This is a genomic window from Haloferax sp. SDI50 (assembly GCF_059802635.1).
Genome location: NZ_JBPULL010000001.1, coordinates 2549660 through 2566504 on the forward strand (window position 1 = coordinate 2549660; position 16845 = coordinate 2566504).

At 67.2% G+C, this 16845-nt stretch carries 21 protein-coding genes; 12 read left to right on the plus strand and 9 right to left on the minus strand.

Annotated elements, in window-relative coordinates:
• The first annotated feature begins 187 nt into the window (after positions 1-187).
• Positions 188-688, plus strand: a complete 501-nt coding sequence (locus ACSR87_RS13455) for a redoxin domain-containing protein (protein ID WP_008573778.1) — start codon at positions 188-190, stop codon at positions 686-688.
• Positions 689-769: 81 nt separating this feature from the next.
• On the plus strand, positions 770-1582 hold the full coding sequence (locus tag ACSR87_RS13460) for an HD domain-containing protein (protein WP_008573780.1): 813 nt from the start codon (positions 770-772) through the stop codon (positions 1580-1582).
• A 93-nt stretch (positions 1583-1675) separates the two neighbouring features.
• Here ACSR87_RS13460 and ACSR87_RS13465 read toward each other — a convergent pair whose 3' ends face one another.
• The 3 genes from ACSR87_RS13465 to ACSR87_RS13475 all read right to left on the minus strand — a co-directional run bounded on the left by ACSR87_RS13465 (position 1676) and on the right by ACSR87_RS13475 (position 3216).
• A complete protein-coding gene (locus ACSR87_RS13465; protein ID WP_498530817.1) occupies positions 1676-2584 on the minus strand; it encodes a mechanosensitive ion channel family protein in 909 nt (302 codons plus the stop codon).
• Complete coding sequence (locus ACSR87_RS13470) at positions 2581-2829, minus strand: YhbY family RNA-binding protein (RefSeq protein WP_004043775.1); 249 nt, start codon at positions 2827-2829, stop codon at positions 2581-2583. The genes ACSR87_RS13465 and ACSR87_RS13470 overlap by 4 nt, the downstream gene beginning before the upstream one ends.
• A gap of 111 nt (positions 2830-2940) precedes the next feature.
• A complete protein-coding gene (locus tag ACSR87_RS13475) occupies positions 2941-3216 on the minus strand; it encodes a ribonuclease P protein component 4 (RefSeq protein ID WP_008573786.1) in 276 nt (91 codons plus the stop codon).
• A 109-nt stretch (positions 3217-3325) separates the two neighbouring features.
• Between ACSR87_RS13475 and ACSR87_RS13480 the strand changes: the two genes are divergently transcribed.
• Positions 3326-4387 carry a glycosyltransferase family 4 protein gene (locus ACSR87_RS13480; RefSeq protein ID WP_498530818.1) on the plus strand — a complete coding sequence of 354 codons (1062 nt, stop codon included), beginning with the start codon at positions 3326-3328 and terminating at the stop codon, positions 4385-4387.
• Between the two features lie 99 nt (positions 4388-4486).
• Positions 4487-5593, plus strand: a complete 1107-nt coding sequence (locus ACSR87_RS13485) for a glycosyltransferase family 4 protein (protein ID WP_498530819.1) — start codon at positions 4487-4489, stop codon at positions 5591-5593.
• Between the two features lie 27 nt (positions 5594-5620).
• Here the strand turns inward: ACSR87_RS13485 and ACSR87_RS13490 are convergent, their stop codons facing one another.
• The 3 genes from ACSR87_RS13490 to ACSR87_RS13500 all read right to left on the minus strand — a co-directional run bounded on the left by ACSR87_RS13490 (position 5621) and on the right by ACSR87_RS13500 (position 7963).
• Positions 5621-6067, minus strand: a complete 447-nt coding sequence (locus ACSR87_RS13490) for a hypothetical protein (protein ID WP_498530820.1) — start codon at positions 6065-6067, stop codon at positions 5621-5623.
• A 57-nt stretch (positions 6068-6124) separates the two neighbouring features.
• Positions 6125-6871, minus strand: coding sequence for a DUF2797 domain-containing protein (locus tag ACSR87_RS13495; RefSeq protein ID WP_498530821.1), 747 nt, complete (start codon positions 6869-6871; stop codon positions 6125-6127).
• A gap of 144 nt (positions 6872-7015) precedes the next feature.
• Positions 7016-7963 carry an NAD-dependent epimerase/dehydratase family protein gene (locus ACSR87_RS13500; RefSeq protein WP_498530822.1) on the minus strand — a complete coding sequence of 316 codons (948 nt, stop codon included), beginning with the start codon at positions 7961-7963 and terminating at the stop codon, positions 7016-7018.
• A 135-nt stretch (positions 7964-8098) separates the two neighbouring features.
• Here ACSR87_RS13500 and ACSR87_RS13505 point away from each other — a divergent pair, with 135 nt between their 5' ends.
• The 6 genes from ACSR87_RS13505 to ACSR87_RS13530 all read left to right on the plus strand — a co-directional run bounded on the left by ACSR87_RS13505 (position 8099) and on the right by ACSR87_RS13530 (position 12851).
• A complete protein-coding gene (locus ACSR87_RS13505; RefSeq protein ID WP_008573793.1) occupies positions 8099-8641 on the plus strand; it encodes a tRNA (cytidine(56)-2'-O)-methyltransferase in 543 nt (180 codons plus the stop codon).
• Positions 8642-8725: 84 nt separating this feature from the next.
• Positions 8726-9256: a transcription factor gene (locus tag ACSR87_RS13510; RefSeq protein ID WP_004043767.1), complete on the plus strand. Its 531-nt coding sequence runs from the start codon at positions 8726-8728 to the stop codon at positions 9254-9256.
• On the plus strand, positions 9257-9934 hold the full coding sequence (locus tag ACSR87_RS13515) for a DUF2110 family protein (protein WP_004043766.1): 678 nt from the start codon (positions 9257-9259) through the stop codon (positions 9932-9934).
• 4 nt (positions 9935-9938) lie between these two features.
• Positions 9939-10694, plus strand: coding sequence for a DUF5803 family protein (locus ACSR87_RS13520; protein WP_004063781.1), 756 nt, complete (start codon positions 9939-9941; stop codon positions 10692-10694).
• 102 nt (positions 10695-10796) lie between these two features.
• Positions 10797-11489 carry a competence/damage-inducible protein A gene (locus tag ACSR87_RS13525; protein ID WP_405001547.1) on the plus strand — a complete coding sequence of 231 codons (693 nt, stop codon included), beginning with the start codon at positions 10797-10799 and terminating at the stop codon, positions 11487-11489.
• Positions 11490-11786: 297 nt separating this feature from the next.
• Entirely contained in the window at positions 11787-12851 is a 1065-nt protein-coding gene (locus ACSR87_RS13530; protein WP_498530823.1) for an ATP-NAD kinase family protein, read from the plus strand.
• Between the two features lie 80 nt (positions 12852-12931).
• Here the strand turns inward: ACSR87_RS13530 and ACSR87_RS13535 are convergent, their stop codons facing one another.
• Complete coding sequence (locus ACSR87_RS13535) at positions 12932-13306, minus strand: carboxymuconolactone decarboxylase family protein (RefSeq protein WP_498531069.1); 375 nt, start codon at positions 13304-13306, stop codon at positions 12932-12934.
• Positions 13307-13623: 317 nt separating this feature from the next.
• Here ACSR87_RS13535 and ACSR87_RS13540 point away from each other — a divergent pair, with 317 nt between their 5' ends.
• Positions 13624-14655 (plus strand): phosphate signaling complex PhoU family protein, encoded by a 1032-nt coding sequence (locus ACSR87_RS13540; protein ID WP_004043760.1) that lies wholly within the window; start codon positions 13624-13626, stop codon positions 14653-14655.
• Positions 14656-14727: 72 nt separating this feature from the next.
• Here ACSR87_RS13540 and ACSR87_RS13545 read toward each other — a convergent pair whose 3' ends face one another.
• Positions 14728-15171: a DUF7528 family protein gene (locus ACSR87_RS13545; protein WP_004063773.1), complete on the minus strand. Its 444-nt coding sequence runs from the start codon at positions 15169-15171 to the stop codon at positions 14728-14730.
• 173 nt (positions 15172-15344) lie between these two features.
• On the minus strand, positions 15345-16490 hold the full coding sequence (locus ACSR87_RS13550) for an LEA/WHy family protein (protein WP_498530824.1): 1146 nt from the start codon (positions 16488-16490) through the stop codon (positions 15345-15347).
• 151 nt (positions 16491-16641) lie between these two features.
• Between ACSR87_RS13550 and ACSR87_RS13555 the strand changes: the two genes are divergently transcribed.
• Complete coding sequence (locus tag ACSR87_RS13555; protein WP_004043756.1) at positions 16642-16824, plus strand: DUF7525 family protein; 183 nt, start codon at positions 16642-16644, stop codon at positions 16822-16824.
• Positions 16825-16845: the final 21 nt, after the last annotated feature.

The window sequence follows — 16845 nt, forward strand, 5'->3', positions numbered from 1 at the left end:
CGGGTTCTGGAAAGACGGAATATCGGCGCGTCGGAACGCCCGCATCCGCCGAATCGACGCGTCTCGGCGCGTCACTCCTACGAAAAGCTTGTGGCCGGTGTGTCGAGCGCAGTCGGTCGGCCGCTGCGGCGGCGACCAGCGAGTCCGCCGTCGGTGAAATAATGTGGGCGGAGTCGAATGCCTTCGTATGGTATCAGTCGGCGACGCCGCCCCGGACTTCACCGCACCGCTCACCGACATCGACGGCGACATCGAGTCGTTCACGCTCTCCGAGAATCTCGACGACGCGCCCATCGTCCTCGCGTTCTTCCCCGCGGCCTTCACCGGGACGTGCACCACCGAGATGTGCACGTTCCGCGACCAGATGGCGAACTTCGAGGACGTCGGCGCGACGGTGTACGGCATCAGCATCGACACCCCGTTCACGCTGACGGAGTTCGCTGAGCAGAACGGCCTCAACTTCGGCCTCATCAGCGACACGAACCGCGAACTCGTCGACGCCTACGACGTGGCGATGGACTTCGCGGGCCTCGGCGTCAACCGCGTGGCGAAGCGCGCGGTGTTCGTCGTCGACGGCGACGGCGAGGTCACCTACGCGTGGGTCAGCGACGACCCCGGCGTCGAACCCGACTACGAGGCGGTCGAGGCCGCCGCCGGAAAACTCGAAGAGCCGAGCGAGGCCGCGTAGGACTAAGACACAGCGTGACGCGGTAGCGCACCTGATTCGGAGCCCAAGTCCTTTTCTCTCCGTGCGACTAGCTTGCGGGTCATGAGCGATACCGAAGATACCCTGAACGGCGGCCGCGTCTACGACCCAGAGGCGGACCACGCCTTCCCCGACGAGAAGCTCAACGAGGTGCTCCCCGTGCTCCTCGACGACGAGGAGGTGACGACGCTCCTCGAAGCGCAGAACGTCAACGCGGTGACGCGCAAGGGCTACAACGACCACGGCCCGAAGCACATCGAAATCGTTCTCAACCGCGCACTCCGGCTGTACGACCTGCTCAAGGCCGGCGGCTGCGAGTTCAACGGCGCGGCCGAACAGGGGCTCGACGAGGCCGACGAGGCGGTCATCATCGCCCTCGCGGCGCAACTGCACGACATCGGCCACATCGTCCACCGCGACAACCACGCCTACTACTCGATTCCGCTCGCGTCGGACGTGCTCGACCGCTTCCTCCCCGAGTTCTACGACCTCGCCGACGCGGTCCGAATCAAGGCCGAAGTCCTTCACGCCATCCTCTGTCACCACCGCGAGGAGGACCCGCTCACGCTCGAAGCCGGCGTCATCCGCGTCGCCGACGCGCTCGACATGGAGCGCGGCCGGTCGCGCATCCCCTACGAGAAGGGCGGCCGCGGCATCAACACGCTCTCCAGTCGCGCCATCAAGGACGTCGTCCTCAAGCCCGGCGACGAGTCGGCGGTCCTCGTCGAAATCGAGATGCTCAACGCCGCCGGCGTCTATCAGGTCGACAACCTCCTGAAGGCGAAACTCGACGGCTCGGGCCTCGAAGACCACGTCCGCATCGTCGCGGTCAACACGAAGTCCGACGACCGGCTCGTCGAGCGCATCGAACTCTAAGCGCCGCTGTCGCGGCGCTGTCGAATCGGGTATGAAAAAGGTGAGTCGGTGTGTGAACCGGGCGGGGCGGTCCCCCGCGGTCGGTCGTGTGCCTCAGTCGGTGGACTGCGCGAGGCGCTCTGCGCCGCCGACCGAGAGTTCGCCGCTGAGGGTGCGGTTCGGGTAGGGGATGTCGATGCCCTCCTCGTCGAACCGCTCTTTGACGGCGGTAACGTACTCGCCGCGGGTCTTGACGAAGTCGGCGCGGCTGGGCTGGGAAATCCAGATGCGCGACTTGAGTGTGACCGACGAGTCACCGAGTTCGGTCAGCCTGACCGACGGCTCGGGCGTCGTCATGATGCCGTCGTGCGCTTCGGCCTCGTCGAGGATGATGTCTGTCGCCTGCTGGATGTCGTCGTCGTAGCCGATGCCGAACGGCACCTGCAAGCGGAGTTTGTCCTTCGCGACGGGGTTTTTGATGACGCCGTCGGTGAGCTGCGAGTTCGGCACGGTGAGCAGTTCGTTGTCGAACGTGCGAACCCGCGTCACGCGGAAGGAGATGTCTTCGACGATACCGGAGTTGCCGTCCCATTCGATCCAGTCGTTGATGCGGAACGGCTTGTCGGTGAAGATGAAGATGCCGGCGACGAAGTTGGCGATGACGTCCTGCATGGCGAAGCCGATTGCGAGCGTCGCGGCCGCGCCGATGGTGGCGAGCGACTGCAGGATGTTGCCGAGGCCGGCGAACGCGAACCCAGCGCCGAGGGCGACGAACGCCACGACGAGGGTCGCGATTTTCATCAGGGGCTTTTTCGCGTGTTCGTCCGCGCCGCGCCGGTCGAGGACGCGGTTGAGCGCGGACGACACGACGGCCTTGCCGACGATGTAGACGACGGCGAAGCCGAGAACGAGACCCAAGAGCGTCCCGAGCGTCTCGGCGTACGGGACGTTCTGCTGGGTGAGAATCCGGCCGACAGCACCGCCGTCACCCTGCAGTTGGAGCGGGACCACGAGCGCGTTCATCGGTGGTAGACCGCTGTCTTCCCCCGCGTCTCTATCAGGTCCGCGTTCACGCGCTCCGCGAGATCCGCGGCGGCCTCGTCGACCGTCGTGCCCCCGAGCGCCGCCCGGAGGAACTTCGCTTTCACGAGGTTTCGGTCTGCCAGCTGGTCGTTGAGTTCGCCGACCACCGATTCGATGCCGCTCTTACCCACCCAGACGGTCACGTCGAGGTCGTGGGCCTCCTTCCGCAGCTCCTGCGTGTTCATGTGTGGCCTCCACTATGTGCCAGAGGGCTTCAATAGTAAGGCTTTGGCGGCCGTTTGGTTGTCGTACACACGCGGGAACGGGGCGATTCTGCCGAAATCGCCGTCGGGCGGTCAGTAGGGATAGCGCTCCGTCGCCCCGCAGTCGCACCTGACGACGACGTGGCCGCCGGCGCGAGTCCGGACGCGGGCGTTGACGCCGGGGCGGAGGTAGGCGTCGCAGTCGTCGCAGGTGAACCGGCGGAACGCTTTGGGGAGGCCGCAGCGGTTCCGCTCCGCGACGCGACGGGCGAGGCGGACGTACTCCCGGGCGCGGTCGTGGTCGCGGTCGCTCGCCGCCTCGCGGGCGAGGGCGTGGAGTCGGTCGATGCGCTCCTCCGCGATGTTCATACACGTTCGGGCGAGCGGCCCGGACAAAGACGTTCCGAACCGCGACGCGGGACCGACACCGAGGAACCGAAGCCGATACTGTGATACCCCGGCCGGAAAAACGGCGACTGTGCGCGTCCTGAACTACCTCGAGTTCGCCTCGCAACTCGAACGCAGCGGCATCGGCACCGCCACCGACCAGCAGCGGGCGGCCCTCGCCACGACCGACGTGGAGGTTGTCACCTCCCCGTGGCCCGAGTCGGCCGCCGCGGGTGCCGCGGGCCTCCTGCGGGGCGACGGGGTCGTCCGCGACTACGACGTGGTCCACTGCAACCTCATCGGCCCCGGCTCGCTCGCCGTGGCCGGACACGCGAAGCGAAACGACATCCCGCTCGTCCTCCATTCGCACGTCACCCGCGAGGACTTCGCCGAGAGCTTCCGCGGGTCGACCGCGGTCGCCCCCGCGCTCGGGAAGTACCTCAAATGGTTCTACTCGCAGGCCGACGTGGTGCTCTGTCCCTCCGAGTACACGAAGCGAACGCTCGAATCCTACCCGGTGGACGCGCCGATTCGCCCCGTCTCGAACGGCGTCGACACCGAGGCGCTCGACGGCTTCGAGGACCTCCGCGAGGAGTACCGCGCCGAGTACGACCTCGACGGGATGACGGTCTTCACCGTCGGCAACGTCTTCGAGCGCAAGGGGCTCACGACGTTCTGCACGCTCGCACAGGAGACCGACTACGACTTCGCGTGGTTCGGCCCCTACGACACCGGTCCGCACGCCTCGAAGAAAGTACGGTACTGGGTCGAAAATCCCCCCGAGAACGTCACGTTCACCGGCTGGATAGACGATATCCGCGGCGCGTTCGGCGCGGGAGATGTCTACCTCTTCGCGACGAAAAACGAGAACCAGGGCATCGCGGTCCTCGAAGCGATGGCCTGCGGGAAGGCGGTCGTCCTCCGCGATATCCCGGTGTTCGAGGAGTTCTACACGCACGGCCACGACTGCCTGAAGTGTTCGAGCGACGCGGAGTTCCGCCGGGCGCTCGATTTGCTCGCCCGCGACCCCGACCTCCGGCGGCGACTCGGCGAGAACGCCCGCGAGACGGCCGCCGAGCACAGCCTCGACCGCGTCGGCGACAGACTCGTCGAGACGTACGAGGACGCGCTGGCCGGGCGACTCGAAGGCTGACCGGCGAGATACTCGACTACCCGGAAGTTGGCACGCTAACACACGACAGTCCAGCGGGAAGTCACAACGGTTTATCCCGTCGGAGTCGCACGAACGGCCATGCAGTCGGTCGCCGCGTTCACGGACACGTACCTGCCGACCGTCAACGGCGTCACCTACACGATTCAGACGTGGCGCGAGCGGTGGCACCGCCGCGGCGGCCGCATGGACGTGGTGTTCCCGGCGGACGACGACTACGACCCCGAGCCCGGCGAGTACGGCGTCCGGAGCCTCCCCTTCCCGTTCTACGAGGGGATTCGAATCGGCGCGCCGCGGATTCCGGGGGCCGTCGACGACGTGGATGTCGTCCACGCCCACACCCCGTTCGGACTCGGACTGGCCGGCCTCCGACTCGCCCGCCGGCGCGACCTCCCGCTCGTGGCGACCTACCACACCCCGACCGGCGAGTACGCCGAGTACCTCAGTTCCGTCGGCGCTATCGAGCGCGGCGTCGAGCGCACCGCCGAGCGCTACGAGCGGTGGTTCTTCGACCGCGCCGACGCGGTCATCGTCCCGAGCGAGGACGCCGAGCGCCGCCTGGTCGACGAGGTCGGCGTCGAGGCCGAAATCGTCGTCCTCTCGAACGGTATCGACGTAGAGCGGTTCGAACCCGTCGAGGGCGGCGACTTCCGCCGGCGCTACGACCTCGGTGACGGCCCGCTCATCGGCTACACGGGTCGGCACGGCTACGAGAAGCGCCTCGACGAACTCGTCCGCGCCGCGGCCGATCTCGACGCGACGCTCGTCTTCGGCGGCGACGGCCCCGCCCGCGAGGAACTGGTCGCCCTCGCCGACGACCTCGGCGTGGACGCTCGCTTCCTCGGCTTCCTCGACCGCGAGGAGCTGCCGGCGTTCTACTCCGCGCTCGACGTGTTCTGCTTCCCGAGCCCCGTCGAGACGCAGGGGCTCGTCGCGCTGGAGGCCAACGCCTGCGGGACGCCCGTCGTCGGCGTCAACGAGGGCGCGCTGGAGGACACCGTCCTCGACGGTGTGACCGGCTATCACTACGAGTCCGGGGATTTGGAGGGCTTCCGCCGCGGGATTCGGCGGGCGCTCGCGGAGCGCGAGGCACTCAGCGCGCGCTGTCTCGACCGCCGCGACGAGGTGAGCGTCGACCGCTCTGTCGACCGACTCGCGGCGCTCTACGACCGATTGGCGTCGAAATAAAACAGCGAGACCGACTGCGAAACCGCGTTAGTCGCGGTCTTCGAGCGCGTCGGCGATGCGGCGCAGTTCGCGGTTCACGTCACGGACCTCGTCGCGGAGCTGTCGGACCTCGCGGACGAGCTGTTCGTCGCTGCCGCTTCCCTGCTCGGGGTCGCGCGGGCCGCCGCCCATGCCGCCGGGGCCACCACCCATACCGCCGCCACCGCCCATGCCGCCGCCACCGCCCATGCCGCCGGGGCCGCCGCCGCCCATCATGCCGCTCATCATCTGCGCGAAGGGGTTGCCGCCGCCGCCCATGCCGCCGGGACCGCCGCCGCCCATCATCTCTTCGGGGTCGGGGCGCTCGCCCTCTTCGCGCTCTTCCTCGCGGCGCTGTCGAATCTCTTCGACCCGCTCGCGGAACGACTTCTCCTCTTCGCCGTCGTCGCCCTCGTCGGGCGTCTGCGTCTCGTCTGCGGGTTCGTCGTCAGCCATGGGAGCGAGTTGGCCGTCCTCCCGGAAAGTGCTGACGGTCTCTGAGAACCGCACCGCTCACCCGAACGCGCCGAGGCTCGACTGGAGGTCGCGGTCCGTCCCGCCGTCATCGAGTTCGTGGCCGACGAGGTCGCGCAGGTCCACCGCGTAGGTCGTCCCGCGGTGGTCGAGGACGAGCACGCGCCCCTTCACGCCGCGGACGGTCCCCGTGGCGACGGTTTCTGCGACCGGCGAGCCGTCGAGGTCGAGGCCGTAGTCGAACGCGAACGTCTCGATGGGGTCGAACTGGGCGAGGAGCGCGTCCCACGCCGCGGCGTCGACCGACCGGCCGAACCCCTCGATTTTGGTCGGGACGCGGATGCGGTCGGGAATCTCGGTCGCCAGTTCGGCCTCGTACTCGCGGGCGACCCGGCCGTCCGAAAACGTCCGGACGTGGGCCGCGCGGTCCGCCCCCTGCTCGCGCAGGCGGGTGTCGAGTCGCCACTCGCGGGTGACGCCGACCTTGAACGTGTCGGGGGCGAACGCCGCGAGGTAGACCGCGTGGTCCTCGTAGCAGTCCATCTCGTCTTTCAGGCACGTCCCGGTACACTTCGCGCAGACCCACGTGTGGCGGTGGTCAGAACAGTACGGCGCACGAGTATTGTCGCAGGCGACGTGGCGGTCGTCGTGGATGGTGCCCGCGCAGTGGCGCTCGCCGAGGCGGTAGTCGAGTTCGGTGCCGGGGGCGAGCGCGACCGAGTCGATGCCGTCGCTCGCGCTCACGAACAGCGCGGGGGTTCCGGTATCGTAGCCGACGACCTGCACGCTCCGGGGTAGGGAGTCGCGGTAGAAAGGTGGCTCGCTCCGGGGGCGGGTTTCGGGGTCGCCCCGGGCGTCGCCCCGCGGTGTCGGTGTTGGTCGCGGGTGTCGCCCCGCGGTGTCGGTGTTGGTCGCGGGTGTCGGTCGGCGCTATTCGTACTCGGCGCGAAGCTCCTCGGCGAGTTCCTCGGCCGCGCGGCGGACGGCCTCGTCGCTCGACCCGTCGGGCTCCCAGCCGAGCGCCGAGAGTTTCTCGATGGAGAGGCGCATCTTCGGCACGTCGCCGGTCCAGCCGCGGTCGCCGCCGGTGTACTCGAACTCGGGGTCGAGGTCCAGCACGTCGGCGACGATGTTGGCGATGGTCGTCACGGAGGTGGTCGTCCGCGTGCCGAGGTTGTAGACGTTGTAGTCGCGGTCGGCGTGTTCGACGACGTGACACATCGCGTCGATGCAGTCCTCGACGTGGAGGTAGGATTTCTCCTGTCGGCCGTCGCCGAGGATTTCGAGCGTCTCGGGGTCTTCGAGGAGCTTCTCGATGAAGTCCGGAATGACGTTGCCGCGCTGGTTCGGGCCGACGATGTTGGCGAAGCGGTACATGTAGACCGTGAAGTCGTAGGAGTGGGCGAACGTCGAAAGCAGGCCCTCGTCGGCGAGCTTGGAGGAGCCGTAGATGCTGATGGGTTCGAGGGGGGCGTAGTCCTCGGGAGTCGGCCGCGGGGCCTCGCCGTAGATGGTCGACGAGGAGGTGAAGGCGATATCCGACACGCCGACCTCCCGCATCCGTTCGAGGACGTTGTACGTCATCTCGGTGTTCTCCTCGAACAGCTGTCGGGGGTTGCCGTAGTTCGTGTCCGTGTAGGCCGCGAAGTGGAAGACGATATCGAGGTCCTCGGTGACGGCCTCGGCGACGTCGTTCTCGTCGGTCATGTCGGCCTGTACGAACTCGACGCCGTCGGGGACCTGCTCCCGAGCGCCTTTCGAGAGGTCGTCGGCGACGACGACGTGGTTGTCCTCGGAGAGGTGTGCAGCGAGGTGAGACCCGACGAGTCCCGCGCCCCCGGTCACGAGGACGCGCTTGTCGGAGAGTTCCAGCGACATGGCACAGATGATTCGGCCGAGTGATAAGTCCGTTTCCCCTCCGGGCCGCCGACGGGCAGCGGTGGCGACCGCCGACGCGACCCGCGCCGCCCGCGTTCCGAAAGCGCCACTTTCCCCCGCCGTCTTCGGAGAGACATGCACAACGAACCCGAGGTCGCCGTCCTCCGGTACGGACACCGACCGGGGCGCGACGACCGGATGACGACGCACGTCGGCCTGACGGCCCGCGCGCTCGGCGCGGACCGGGTCATCCTCCCGGACAACGCCGGCCATTCGATGGAGACGGTCGAGGACATCACGGGCCGGTTCGGCGGCCCCTTCGAGGTCGAACTCACCGAGGCGCTCAACGGCGTCATCCGCAACTGGGCGGGGAAAGTCGTCCACCTCACGATGTACGGCGAGCGCGTTCAGGACGTGGAAGCCGACATCCGCGAGGCGCACGCCGAGGAACCGCTCCTCGTCGTCGTCGGCGGGGAGAAAGTCCCCTTCGAGGTGTACGAGGGAGCCGACTGGAACGTCGGCGTCACGAACCAGCCGCACTCGGAGGTCGCGGGTCTCGCGGTGTTCCTCGACCGCCTGTTCGACGGGCGCGAACTCGACCGCGAGTGGGAGGACGCCGAAAACCGGGTGGTTCCGATGGCGACGGGCAAGAAAGTCGTCCCGGCCGACGAGGAGTAATCGGAGCGTCGGCACGCCCGCTTGCGGTTCTCCGCTGCCCGGGAGTAATAAGACTTAATGGCGTTCCTGACGCCATTTCGCACAATGGCTTTTGAGGAGTTACTGAACGACCCTGTTATCCAGAAGTACCTCCACGAGTTGGTCGGGCCAACCGGGATGCCGGTCGCGGCGGCACCCCCGGACGGCGAGGTCACCGACGAGGAACTCGCCGAGGAACTGCGGCTCGAACTCAACGACGTGCGCCGCGCGCTGTTTATTCTCTACGAGAACGACCTCGCGTCGTACCGCCGCGTCCGCGACGAGGACTCCGGCTGGCTCACCTACCTCTGGACCTTCCACTACGAGAACATCCCCGAAAACCTCGAAGAGGAGATGTACCGCCTCCTTGACGCGCTCGAAGAGCGCCTCGACTACGAGCGCAACCACGAGTTCTACCTCTCGGAACCCGCCGGCATCCGCTTCGAGTTCTCCGAGGCGATGGAACACGGCTTCCAGTGCCCCGAGACGGGCGCGCAGCTCGAACCGATGGACAACGACGACCTCGTCGACGCGATGGAGCGACGCATCGAGGAGCTTCGCGACGAGCTCAACGTCGAAGTGACGGGGACGAACTGAATGGTCGTTCTCGCAACGAAGTGCTACATCGACGGTGACGCCCGCGAGCGGGCGCTCGACAGCCTCACGTCGCTCGTCGCCAACGACATCGGCGACCTCGACGTGACGTACGACATCGGCGTCCGCGACGACGGTTTCATCTCCGTGACGGTCTCCGGCGACGACGAGACGGTCGCGCGGAACGTCCTCCGCGAGGAGTGGGGCGAGGTCACGCCGCATCTGTCGGCCGGCGAGACCTACGTCGGCACCCTCGAACACTGGGACGACGACGGCTTCGTCCTCGACGCGGGCATCGAGGTGCGCATCCCGACCGAGGAACTCGGCCTCGGCCGCGGCTCCGCGACCCAGATTCGCGACCGCTTCGGTCTCGTCCAGCATATGCCGCTGACGTTCGTCTACGGCGGCGACGAGGGGCCCTCGCGGCTGGCCGACGAGCAGGTCGACCGCCTCTACGACTGGACCCGCGGGAGCGGTCGCGTCAACGTCAACAGCGCGACCCGCGGCGAGGTCCGCGCGACGGTCAACCGCGCCGGCCACGCGAAGGACATCGTGACCGTCGAGCGCCTCGGCCTGCTCGAACAGAGCATCGTCTGCCGGGACGAGACCGACCCGCCGGGGCTCCTTGCCAGCATCGGCTCGTACCTGCCGGCGGAGCTGAAGTGCGTCATCGGCCAGTAAGACGATGAACAGGCGACTCCTCGTCGGTATCGCCGCGCTCGCCCTCCTCCTCGTGACCGCCGGGTGTCTCGGCGGCACCTCCAGCGTCTCGAACGACCGGCTCGACGCCGCGCCCGACGGCGACTACGCGTGGACCGCCGAGACCGACGCGCACATCACGGTGCAGGACAACGGCCGGTTCCGCGCGGTCTACGAGGTCAACAGCTCCTCGGTCGAGCTCTACCGGTTCGACGGCTTCGGCAGTCGGACGCCGCTTTCGGTCGAGGCGGTCCGCTACCGCTACGACAACGGGACCGTCCTCAACGGGACCGAACTGAAGGCCCGCGGCGGCGACGTGACGCAGAACGACCGCATCACGAACGTCACGCTCCCCGAGGACGCCGGACGCGACGGAAAGCTCGCGTTTAGCTCGTCCTCGACGCCGAAGCGGTTCTCGCTGCCCGTCTTCGTCGAGGGGAGCTACGAGGTCGTCCTGCCCGCGGACCGCCGCGTCGACTTCCCGATATTCGGGTCGGTCCGGCCGTCGGGCTACGACACCGAAGTCGTCGACGACCGGCTTCACATCCGGTGGGACGAAGTGACCGATGGGAACGTCGTCGTGCAGTTCTACCTCCAGCGCGACCTCGGTATCTTCGCGGCCGTCGCGGCCGTCTCGGTGCTGGTCGGCGGCGCGGGGATACTCTACTACCGCCGGCAGATTCGGGCGCTCCGCGACCGCAGACAGGAACTCGGCTTGGACGTGGAAGACGACGACCGCTGACGAACGACGACCGCCGACGGACGACTGAGCCGCGGTATCGCCCGGCCGACCCGGTTCGCCGGTGTGAACGCTTTTTTGCCTCGCAGCGCGCTACCTCGGGGTATGCAAGTCGCCGTGGTCACCGTCGGGGACGAACTCCTCGCCGGCGACACCGTCAACACGAACGCCGCGTGGCTCTGCGAGGAACTGACGGCGCGAGGCGTCTCCGTCGAGCGCGTGACGACGGTCCCCGACCGCGTCGCCGACATCGCCCGCGTCGTCAACGAGTACCACGCCGAGTACGACGCCGTCGTCGTCACCGGCGGACTGGGGCCGACGCACGACGACGTGACGATGGAGAGCGTCGCGGCCGCGTTCGGGCGCTCGCTGGAGCGGCACGCCGACGCCGAGGAGTGGCTGGAGACCAACGGCGGCTACTCCGCGGCGGACCTCGTGGAGGGGACGACCGACCTCCCCGCGGGGTCGCGGATGCTCCCGAACGACGAGGGCGTCGCGCCCGGTGCGGTCGTCGGCTCGGTGTACGTGCTCCCCGGCGTCCCCGGCGAGATGAAAGCCATGTACGCCCGCGTCGCCGACGAGTTCGCCGGCGAGCGGACCCACGTCCGGTTCGTCCACACCTCGGAGCCCGAAAGCTCGCTCATCGAGCGGTTCGAGGCCGTCCAATCGGCGTTCGACGTGACCGTCGGGAGCTACCCCGGCGACCACGTCAGAATCAAACTCGCCGGAGCCGATGAGGAGACGGTCGAATCGGCGGCCGCGTGGCTCGAAGCGCGAGTCGACCTGTACGAAGAGTAGGGTCGGTCGGCCGGCGGGTCAGCGCTGGAGGTACCAGAGCCACCCGGCGGTCATGAGAATACCCACGAGAAGCACGGTCGCGGCCGTCTCCGAGGTCGGCAACACCTGCTCGCTGGCTGATAGCGGAATCATAGGTGACAGTTCCCACGTCCGGTTCTTAAACGGTGAGGTTCTGGCGACAGTTGTCACGGCGTGAGCGTCAGCGAACCCGTGGGGGCGCGCCCCAGTCGCCTCTCGCCGGCTACTCTCTCGCCGGCTACCGCGTCGCTTTTCCCCGGGGCGCGGGTTCGTTCAGTCATGCGAATCGGTGTCGTCGTCAACCCCGTCGCGGGGATGGGCGGCCGGGTCGGCCTGAAGGGAACCGACGGGAAAGTCGCGGAGGCCAGAGCGCGCGGCGCGGAGCCGCGGTCGCCCGAGCGGGCGCGACGGGCGCTCTCTCGGCTTTTCGAGGCCGCCCCCGAGACGGAACTGCTCGCGTGGGGCGGCGAGATGGGCGCGTCGGCCGCCCGAGACGCCGGCTTCGACCCCGAGGTGCTCGGCGAACCGTCCGGCGGCGAGACGAGCGCGGCGGACACCGTCGCCGCCGTCGAGGCGTTCGTCGACGCCGACGCGGACCTCGTGTTGTTCGTCGGCGGCGACGGCACCGCGGCGGACGTGGCCGAGGCGCTCGACGGGACCGACGTGCCGATGCTGGGCGTCCCCGCGGGCGTGAAGGTCTACTCCTCCGTGTTCGCCGTCTCTCCCGAGGACGCCGCCCACGTCGTCACCTCGTTCGAGCGGACCGAGGCCCGCGAGGTCATGGACATCGACGAGGACGACTACCGCGAGGGCGAGGTCAGACCGGAGCTTCGGGCGGTCGCGCACGTCCCCGTCGCGGAGGACCTCCAGTCGTCGAAACAGACCGGCGGCGGCACCGTCGAGGCGCTGGCCGCGGGCGTCGCCGACGATATCCGGGCAACCGCGGGCGTCACCTACGTCCTCGGCCCCGGGAGCACCGTCGGCGCGGTGAAAGCCGAGTTGGGCATCGACGGGTCGCCGCTCGGCGTCGACGTCTACCGCGACGGCGAGGTGCTCGCCCGCGACGCGACGGAGGCCGAAATTCTGGCGAGCCTCGGCGAGGAGAACGTCATCGTCGTCACACCCATCGGCGGACAGGGGTTCGTCTTCGGTCGCGGCAACCCCCAGCTCTCCCCGGCCGTGATTCGACGCTGCGACGTGTCGGTCGTCGCCTCGCGGTCGAAACTCGACGGGATTCCGGTCCTCCGGGTCGACACCGACGACCCCGACCTCGACGCCGACCTCCGCGGGTGGACGAAAGTCCGCGTGGGTCGCGTCGAGCGCCGGATGATGAAAATCGGGTGAGCGGCGCACGTCGGATGCGGCCGGCTCGGCGCGTCAGCACAGAAAAATCGAGCGAGAGGCCGCTCCAGTCGGCCGTCTCGTCAGTCGTCCGCCGGTGCCTGTTGTTTCGCGATGTACTCGACGATTTCGTCCGTTTCGGCCTTGAACTCGTCGAGGTCGGTCTCGTTCCCGTGGAGCACCGTCGAGAAGTACTTCGTGTCGGCGGCGAGGTTGACGGACTCTCTGAGTTCCTCGTCCGTGACGCCGCTCAACCGCGCTTCCTCGGTGTGGAAGTAGATGCAGTACGGACAGTTAATCGCGGCCGCGACGCCGACGCCGATGAGCGCCTTCTCCCGCCCGGACAGTTCGGTGTCCTCTCCCAGATTGAGGTCGCGGAAGAGCCCCCAACTGTGTTCGCTCGCCGGTTCTGCCAAGTCCTCCATCCAACTCGGGACCTGTCCGAGCATTCCCTCCATCTCTTGTCGTGTGTTGTTCGATACCATCTCTCTCCCCGTACCTCCGCAGTCCCGTCGCTATGGAGGCGCTTATTACGAGGTTTCGGAGCAGTAAAGTTATGAACAGTCTGGAAAATCATAATCTGCCCGTATCGACGACGTTCCGGGGAAACTCGGGGTTAATACGCCGGTGTACGGGACGATCAGCCATTTCCATCCCGCCCGCTCGACGTAGATGATTTAATATTCGGAATCGTGTGCAATGAGAACCACTACCCATTATTCACACGGGGTGTAATATAGTGAGATTTAAGGTCATTGGATGGGTTCTGACTGGCATGGAAACCCGGAAAGTCCAGCGTCTCGGTCCCTCCACGCTGGCGATGACGCTTCCAGCGGAGTGGGCCAAGGAACACAACGTCGAGAAGGGCGACGAGGTGACGATTCGGACGAGCGGCAAGGGAACGCTGACGGTTCTCCCCGAATCGGTCAACACCGAAGACTCGAAGGCGACGATTCGCGCCGACAGTCTGAACGCGGAGGCGCTCGAACGCGCCATCGTGGCGCAGTACGTCCTCGGGCGACGCGTCATCCACATCGAGAAAAGCGAGGGCGCGCTCGATTCGGACCACATCAACGCCGTCTACAAGGCCGAGACCCAGCTCATGGGCCTCGGCGTCATCGAGGAGACCCCCGAGCGAATCGCGATTCGCTGTTCGGTCGACGCGGAGGACTTCACCCTCAACAACCTGCTCGAACGCCTCGAAAACACGGGCAGCACGATGCGCGGCGAGGCCGTCAAGGCGCTCGCCCACGGCAACCCCGACCTCGCCCAGCGGGCGCTCAACCGCGAGCGGCAGGCGAACAAGATTTTCGTCCTCCTGCTCCGGCTCATCTTCACGTCCTACCAGAACCCCAACCTCGCGCGGGCGGTCGGCCTCGATTCGGGCTTCCCGCTCATCGGCTACCGCTCGGTGGCGAAAAATCTCGAACTGACCGCCGACAACGCCGAGGACATCGCCAACATCGTCATGGACGCCGAGGGCCACACCATCGACGTCGACCAGTCGACGATGCGGCGCATCCGCGAGTTCACGGACCACGTCGACGAGATTACGACGACCGCGGTGCGGGCCGTCGTCGAGCGCGACTACGACCTCACCATCGAGTGCCGAGAGCTGTTCCGCGAGATTAGCGACCGCGAGCGCGACATCCTCAACGACCTCCCGGAGATGGAAAACCAGAAGCTCCTCCAGATTCGCGAGGTGCTGGTGAGCCTCCAGCAGACCGCGCAGTACGCGATGCGGAACGCGGAAATCGCGTCGAACCTCGCGCTCAACGAGGAGTCGGACCACGTCACGATAGACTGAGGCTGCGGAACCGAAGACGGAAGCGAAGGGGGGTCACGGTCGGCGCACCGACGCGCCGTCGTACCGCCGCGCTCAGTCGGCGATGACTTCCATTGCCTCGCCGTTTTCGGTCTCGGACGACTCTTTTTCGCCCGTCAGCGGGTTCCGACTGGCGATGCGGCAGTCGAACCCCGGATGCTCGCCGAAGTGCCGGAGTATCATGTGGCGGCGCGACCCGGTGATGCCGGTGCGACCGATGTCCTCGGCGGTGAAGCGCTCGGGCAGGCGGTCGTACAGGCGGCGCAGTTCGTCGAAACTGGTGAACACCTTCGCGTTGCCGGTGGAGTCCGCGCCGCGGCGGGAGACGACGTAGCTGCCGTCTCGGCGGTACTCGCCGGCCGTGCGGAAGAACTCCCGTTTCTCGGTCAGCGCCGAGCCGATGGCCTCCTGCAAGTCGGCGGCGGCGTCTCGGGACAGTTCACAGGACTGGTCGCCAAAGGAGACGACGATGGTTTCGTCGTCGCTCTCGACGGACACAGGGTTCTCATTACGGGAGAAGAACTCGATCAGGAGCGTGGGTACTCCGCGTCATATCATCGACTATCGTAGCCGACGGTAAAGAGTTATCGGCTGAGTCAGGATTCACCGACGATTCTTCGATAGACGCCGGCGGTCGAACGGTCTCCGACGCCGCGACTGACGCGGGACTGTTATAGGAGGCCGTCGTCGGTGGTCGTGGTCCCGTCGTTTGACGAGGGCGTCGTCGCTGTCGTGGTCGTCGTCGCTGTCGAAGTCGTGGTTGCCGTCGAAGTCGCGGTCTCGGGCTCGGCTGTCTCAGTCGCCTCGGCTGTCTCGGCCGTCTCCGTCGCCGTGGGTTCGTCCGCCGTCTCGCTTCCGTCAGACGCCGCCTTGTTCCCGAAGATGTCCGTCTCGAACGTCTTCTCGTAGGTCAGCGGGTCGAGGGGGACGCGAAGCGTCGTGCCGCCGGCGTCGAGGTTCGCGTAGAAGTCGATGCGCAGGTCGGTCGTCTGGTCGCGTTCGAGATGCGTGACCCACCACTCGTCGAGCCTGTCGTTTTCGATGTGGGTCGTCGCCTCGATGGTCTCCGTCGACCGCGGAGGGATGACGTACTCGGAGTTCGTGGTCCCCTCACCCGCGGCCACGTCGTTCATGGAAATGTCGTAGCCGAGTTCGGAGACCGCAATCGGGTACGGCTTGGGGTTGTGGACGACGAACGTGAGTTCGAGCGCCGTGCGCTCGTCCGTTGACTCGCCCCACTCGGCGTTCGTCTCGTTGACGTACAACACGGGGTCGGAGACGACCGGCGACTCCGCGTTTATCTCGCGGGTCTCCGTGGAGTTGAACGCCGACAGCAGGTCGGTGTCGATGCTCCGGGTAATCTCGGGCGCTTCGAAGGTCCGGCCGAGCGTCTCCGAGGAGACGGTGGCGTTCACGGCGAGGTCGGTGTGCTCGCCGTTCTGGATGTGCGAGACCCACCACTCGGGGATGCGCTCGTTTTCGAGCGTCGTCCGAAGCGGGACTGCTGTGGTCCCCTGCCCGACAGAGACGCCTTCCTTCTCGCCGGTCGCCATCCGAATCCCGTTCATCTCGACGCCGTAGTCGACGGCGAGCCCGGAGAGGTTCGCTGAAAGCGGGTTCGGGTTCGAGACGTACAGGTCGGTCTCGATGACCGTCGCCGTCTCGTTGACGCCGCCGAACCGGTTGTCGACCCGGTCGACGCTCGGCGCGCCGATTATTCCGGCCGCGAACGCCCCGCCGATGACGGCCGCGACGAGCACCAGCGCGACGAGCGCGATACGGAGTCTTCCGCCGAACAACGCGGATGTCAGTCCCATCTTGTGGACACACGAGACTGGTGGTACATATGTCGAACGGCCGAGCGCGACAGCGGTTCGCGGGACCGTCCCGCACGCCTCGACCCCGACACGTCGCCCCACGGCAGGCGGTGTCGAATGAACTAAGTGCGCACCCGCGAAGGTCGGAAACATGGAAACCAAGACGGTGCAATCCGACAAGTCCATCGGCTTTGCGGCGTTGTTCGGCGTACTCACGCTCGTCGGCGCGGGGCTGATGGTCGCCGGACCGGACCAGTTGACGAAGGCGCTCGGGTTCATGGTCGCGATTATCGCGGCCTCGCTGGCGGTCTGCGGCGCGCACCTGTTCCAGTAGCGTCGAGTATCAACGCTGAGG